Here is a 5,305-nt window from a genome sequence, read left to right as displayed (position 1 = left end):
CGCGGGGCTCGGCCTGGGGGTCGGGGCGGGCGCGGGACGCGGCGACGGTTCCGCGAAGCTCGCCCGTTCCGGCGCGGGCGCCGGCCGGGTCGCGGCCTGCGGGATCATCGAGCCGCGCAGGATGGCGGCGGGGTTCGACCGCACCGGCGTCCCCGACAGCGGGTCGGGCGCCGGCGGCTCCGGCAGCGGGGGCAGGCGCTCGCCCTTCGGCAGGGGCCCGGCCCGGAACACGGTCGCCGGCGGACGGCCCCAGCTGATCGGCCGGCGGAAGGGGGTGGGCGAACCGTTCAGGGGCTGGTTGTCGTCGGTGGACATGGACTCTCCCGCGCCGCCGGGGCGCGCTTCAGAAACGCGAAGACCGGACAAAGGTGCGCACCGATCTGGCCCGTTTCGTGACGGCCTAGTTCTTGAGCCGGTAGCCGGTGCGGAACATCCAGCCGACGATGGTCAGGCAGATCAGCAGGAAGCCGAACGTCGCCGCCAGGCTGATCCCGATGCCCACGTCCCCGCTGCCGTAGAAGGTCCAGCGGAAGCCCGAGATGAGATAGACCACGGGGTTGAAGAGGGAGACGGTCTGCCAGACCGGCGGCAGCACGTCGATCGGGTAGAAGGAGCCGCCAAGGAAGGTCAGCGGCGTGACCACCAGCATCGGGATCATCTGCAGCTGTTCGAAGCCGTTGGCCCAGATTCCGATGATGAACCCGAACAGGCTGAAGGTCGTCGAAACGAGGATCAGGAAGGCCAGCATTTCGAGCGGGTGAAGGATTCGCAGGGGCACGAACAGCGCCGCCGTCGCCAGGATGATCAGTCCCAGCACCGCCGACTTGGTCGCCGCGGCCCCGACATAGGCGATGACGATCTCCAGCGGCGAAACGGGCGCGGACAGCAGTTCGTAGATCGTGCCCGTGAACTTGGGAAAATAGATGCCGAAGGAGGCGTTGAAGATCGACTGGGTGAACAGGCTGAGCATGATCAGGCCGGGCACGATGAAGGCCCCGTAGGGCACGCCGTCGACCTCGCGCATCTGGCCGCCCATGGCCGAGCCGAAGACGACGAAATACAGGGCCGTCGTGATCACCGGAGTGACGATGCTCTGCCAGATGGTGCGCAGCGCCCGCGCCATCTCGAACTTGTAGATGGCCCAGACGCCGTATCCGTTGAAGGTCAGGCTGTTCATGCGGCCGCTCCCGTATCGCGATGGACAAGGCTGACGAAGATGTCCTCGAGCGAGCTCTGGCTGGTGTTCAGATCCTTGAAGGCGATGCCGAGGTCGCTGAGCGCGCGCAGCAAAGACGGCACGCCGGTCTTCTCCAGATTGGAATCGAACACGTATTCCAGCTCGTGGCCCTCGTTCCTGAGCGCCACCTTCCATTCGGCCAGCCCGGCCGGCACGGCCGCCAGCGGATCCTGCAGGTGCAGGGTCAGCGTCTTCTTGCCCAGCTTCTTCATCAGGGCGGTCTTTTCCTCGACCAGGATCAGCTCGCCCTTGAGGATCACGCCCACCCGGTCGGCCATCTCCTCGGCCTCCTCGATATAGTGGGTGGTCAGGATGATGGTGACGCCCTGATCCCTCAGGCGGCGGACAAGGTTCCACATGTCGCGGCGCAACTCGACATCGACACCCGCCGTTGGCTCGTCGAGGAACAGGATGTCCGGCTCGTGGCTGAGGGCCTTGGCGATCATGACCCGGCGCTTCATGCCGCCCGACAGGGTCATGATCCTGTCGTTGCGCTTCTCCCACAGCGACAGCTCGCGCAGCACGCTCTCGATGTAGGCGGGGTTCGGGGCTCGGCCGAACAGGCCGCGGCTGAAGCTCACCGTGGCCATCACGGTCTCGAATGCGTCGGTGGTCAGTTCCTGCGGCACGAGGCCGATCTTGCTGCGCGCCTGCCGGTATTCGGTCTGGATGTCGTGGCCGTCGGCGACGATCGTTCCGGTGGTCGGGGTGACGATGCCGCACACGACGGAGATCAGCGTGGTCTTGCCCGCGCCGTTGGGCCCCAGCAGGGCGAAGATCTCGCCCTTCCGGATGGTCAGGTCGATGGGTTTGAGGGCCTGGAGCCCGGACTTGTAGGTCTTGGTCAGACCTTCGATGGAGATCACCGGCTGCATGCGCGCCCTCCCTGAGCGGGCAGCAGATATGCGTCCGTACGCCGCACCTCAAGGCCGGCGAAGCAATAGCGGAGCCATATTCCGCCGAGGGGGTTTAGGTCCCCGTGCCGAATCCCCTCGCCTCCCTCCGTTCCCGCCTGGCGAGTCTGGGCGACCTCGGCCGTCACCGCTTGCCCGCCCTGCGCCGGGTTCCACGATTGCAGGTGTTGATCGAATGGGCGGCCCGCGTCGGCTATGGGGCGCGGGGGTTCGTCTACCTCTCGGTGGGCGCCCTGATCCTGCTGGCGGCGGTGGATCTGATCGGCGATTCCGTCGGGACGAAGGGGGCGCTCGAATGGCTGGCCCAACGCCCGCTCGGTCGGGTCTGGGCCGTTCTGATCGGCCTGGGCCTCGCCGCCTTCGTCATGTGGCGGCTGCTCCAGTCGGTTTTCGACGCGGATCATGAGGGCACGTCATGGCGTGGCCTCGGCACCCGGGTGAGCCAGTTGTTCAGCGCCTTCAGCTATGGGGCTCTCGCCGTGGCCGCCTTTGGTCTGCTCAAGGGCCCGCCGGACGACCCCGCGGCCGAGGGGGTGGCGCAAAGCCGGGACTACGCCGCGACCGTGCTGGACCTCCCGTTCGGCAAATGGCTGCTGGTCGCCGGCGGTCTGGCGATCTTCGGCATCGGGATCAGCAATATCATCAAGGCGGCCCGGGAGGACTTCACCGAGTACCTCGCCTGCTCGGCGCGCCTGTGCCGCCGCGTCGCTCCCCTCGCCCGGCTCGGCCATGTCGCCCGCGGAGCGGCCTATCTGCCGCTCGCCGGCCTCGTGGTCATCGCCGGCTTCCATGCCGAGGCGTCGGAGGTGACCAGTTTCGGCTCCGCCCTGAACGCCGTCGAACGCCAGCCGGCCGGCCCGTGGATCCTGGTCCTGACCGCACTCGGCTTCGTCGCCTTTGGACTCTTCTCCTTCATCGAGGCCCGATTCAGGCGCATCCGACCGCCGCGCAAGTTGAAACCCCTGCCCTGAAGCATCCGGCCGGGCGCGCCCGGCGTATCGCCAGAACGAGCTGCCGGAGCTGCAACATGTCTCTATCGAGCCGGGTCGCGCTGGTCGCCCTCGCCCTGTTCCTGTCCGGCTGCGTGACCCCGCCCCGGGCGAGCGACGTTCGCGCGCCCGCTCCGGCCCGGGCGGTGGATCCGGAGCGCTTCTACACCGGCCGCTGGCTCGAGATCGCCAGACTGCCGATGCGGCTGACGGACGGCTGCGTCGCCGGGGCCACCAACTATGTGCTGGTGAATCCGACCAGGGTCGACGTCCGCGACACCTGTCAGGTCGGCACGCCGCAGGGGCGCGAAAAGTCGATCGGTGCGCGCGGCGAAATCCTCGACCCGGGATTTAACGCCAGGCTGCGCGCCCGCTACCTCGGCGGTCTTGTGACGTGGGATTACTGGGTGCTCGATCACGCCGAGGACTACAGCTGGTTCATTTCCTCGGACCCCGCCTTCGACAAGCTGTGGATCTACACCCGCGAGGTTCCGGACGAGGCGGAGCTTCAGGCCCTCGTCGCCCGGGCGCGGGCCCTGGGGTATGATGTGAGCCGGCTGGAGTTTCCCGCGTTCTGATCCTGGCGCGTTCGCCCTGGAGATCCGTCATGTCCCGCCTGCCCCCACTTCTCGCCGCCGCCCTGCTGGTGACCGTGGCCGCCTGCGACGGCGGCAGCGCCCTCGACCCGGCGCTCGGCTTCGGGCCCAACCCCACGCTTCCGGCGCCGCAGCGATCGCTGATCCCGGTCGTCAACGTGGCCGAGGCGGTCGGCTGGCCCGAAGGCCGCACGCCAACGCCGGCGCCGGGCTTCCGGGTGCAGGCCTTCGCCTCCGGTCTGGACCACCCGCGCTGGCTTTATCGCCTGCCCAACGGCGACATCCTGGTGGCCGAAACCAATGCTCCGCCCAAGCCGGAAGACAAGAAGGGCGGCCTGCGCGGCTTCTTCCAGGGTCTGTTCATGAAGAAGGCGGGCGCCAAGGCCCCCAGCGCCAACCGCATCACCCTGCTCCGCGACGCCGATGGCGACGGGGTGGCGGAAACGAAGACCGCCTTCCTGCAGAACCTGACCTCGCCGTTCGGCATGGTTCTGGTCGGCGACACCCTCTATGTCGCCAACGCCGACGCCGTGGTCGCCTTCCCCTATCGGACGGGCCAGACGCAGATCACCGCGGCGGCCCGCAAGGTCGCCGACCTGCCGGCCGGCCGGAACCACCACTGGACCAAGAGCCTCGTCGCCAGCGCGGACGGCTCTCGCCTCTATGTCGGCGTCGGATCGAACTCCAACATCGGCGAGAACGGACTGGACGAGGAGGTGGACCGCGCCGCCGTGCTCGAGATCGACCCCGCCACGGGCGCGCGACGGGTGTTCGCGTCCGGTTTGCGCAACCCGGTCGGCATGGCCTGGCAGCCGGACAGCGGACAGCTGTGGGTCTCGGTCAACGAGCGCGACGAACTGGGTCACGACCTGGTGCCGGACTATATGACGTCCGTGCGGCCCGGCGGCTTCTACGGCTGGCCGTGGAGCTACTACGGCGCGATCGTCGATACGCGCGTCGAGCCGGCCAATCCCGCCATGGTCGCCCGGGCGATCAAGCCGGACTACGCCCTGGGCGCCCACACGGCGTCGCTGGGGCTCACATTCGGAGAAGGCACGCTGTTTCCGGCGCGCTATCGCGGCGGGGCCTTCGTCGGTCAGCACGGCTCATGGAATCGCAAGCCGCGCAACGGCTACCGGGTCATCTTCGTGCCGTTCGTCAACGGGGTTCCGGCGGGGATGCCCGAGGACATCCTGAGCGGATTCCTCAATGCCGAGGACCAGGCCATGGGGCGCCCGGTCGGCGTGCAGTTCGACGGACGCGGCGCCCTGCTCGTGGCTGACGACGTGGGCAATGTCATCTGGCGGGTGTCGCCCGTCGCGGCCCCGGCCGCGCCCGCCGCCTGACGCGAAAAGCCCCGGCGGATCGCTCCGCCGGGGCCTGTTCTGTCAGGGGCCGGATCAGGAGGTCGGCTGGATCACGATCACCGGCGGCTGGGCCGGTGCCGGCGTCGTCGTGGAAGGCGCCGTGTTCAGGGTGGCGGTATAGGGCTGCGGGCCCGTCGGTTCGGCCGGAGCGGCGGCCCGGGGCGTCGGGACCGGGGCGGCCGCGGCCGTGCGGGCCGGCGCG

Annotated in this window: 5 protein-coding genes and 1 pseudogene; 3 read left to right on the top strand and 3 right to left on the bottom strand. The window is 68.9% G+C overall.

Annotation, left to right across the window (positions count from 1 at the left end; translation table 11 throughout):
* The 3 genes and pseudogenes from VGD32_RS00440 to VGD32_RS00430 all read right to left on the bottom strand — a co-directional run.
* Nucleotides 1-315, bottom strand: a pseudogene (locus VGD32_RS00440) (hypothetical protein); the annotation flags it as partial.
* An 85-nt stretch (nt 316-400) separates the two neighbouring features.
* Nucleotides 401-1,177, bottom strand: coding sequence for an ABC transporter permease (locus VGD32_RS00435; protein WP_331029938.1), 777 nt, complete (start codon nt 1,175-1,177; stop codon nt 401-403).
* Nucleotides 1,174-2,112, bottom strand: coding sequence for an ABC transporter ATP-binding protein (locus VGD32_RS00430; RefSeq protein ID WP_331029937.1), 939 nt, complete (start codon nt 2,110-2,112; stop codon nt 1,174-1,176). The genes VGD32_RS00435 and VGD32_RS00430 overlap by 4 nt, the downstream gene beginning before the upstream one ends.
* A 203-nt stretch (nt 2,113-2,315) precedes the next feature.
* On the opposite strand from VGD32_RS00430, the gene VGD32_RS00425 reads away from it, so the two are divergent.
* Genes VGD32_RS00425 through VGD32_RS00415 form a run of 3 tightly spaced genes read left to right on the top strand, consistent with a single transcriptional unit; the run spans nt 2,316 to nt 5,082 of the window.
* Complete coding sequence (locus VGD32_RS00425; RefSeq protein WP_331029939.1) at nt 2,316-3,122, top strand: DUF1206 domain-containing protein; 807 nt, start codon at nt 2,316-2,318, stop codon at nt 3,120-3,122.
* A 56-nt stretch (nt 3,123-3,178) separates the two neighbouring features.
* The gene (locus VGD32_RS00420) at nt 3,179-3,718 is read left to right on the top strand and encodes a lipocalin family protein (RefSeq protein ID WP_331029936.1); all 540 of its coding nucleotides are present in this window, start codon (nt 3,179-3,181) and stop codon (nt 3,716-3,718) included.
* A gap of 29 nt (nt 3,719-3,747) precedes the next feature.
* The gene (locus VGD32_RS00415) at nt 3,748-5,082 is read left to right on the top strand and encodes a sorbosone dehydrogenase family protein (RefSeq protein WP_331029935.1); all 1,335 of its coding nucleotides are present in this window, start codon (nt 3,748-3,750) and stop codon (nt 5,080-5,082) included.
* Nucleotides 5,083-5,305 lie beyond the last annotated feature (223 nt).

Origin of the sequence: Brevundimonas sp. (genome assembly GCF_036402095.1) — a bacterium.
Classification (GTDB): Bacteria; Pseudomonadota; Alphaproteobacteria; order Caulobacterales; family Caulobacteraceae; genus Brevundimonas.
This window is presented reverse-complemented; position numbering and strand designations above follow the sequence as displayed.

What these genes read in the sequence shown, in the direction of transcription:
- VGD32_RS00435 (WP_331029938.1), bottom strand. Translation starts at nt 1,177, where the DNA reads ATGAACAGCCTGACCTTCAACGGATACGGCGTCTGGGCCATCTACAAG.
- VGD32_RS00430 (WP_331029937.1), bottom strand. Translation starts at nt 2,112, where the DNA reads ATGCAGCCGGTGATCTCCATCGAAGGTCTGACCAAGACCTACAAGTCC.
- VGD32_RS00420 (WP_331029936.1), top strand. Translation starts at nt 3,179, where the DNA reads ATGTCTCTATCGAGCCGGGTCGCGCTGGTCGCCCTCGCCCTGTTCCTG.
- VGD32_RS00415 (WP_331029935.1), top strand. Translation starts at nt 3,748, where the DNA reads ATGTCCCGCCTGCCCCCACTTCTCGCCGCCGCCCTGCTGGTGACCGTG.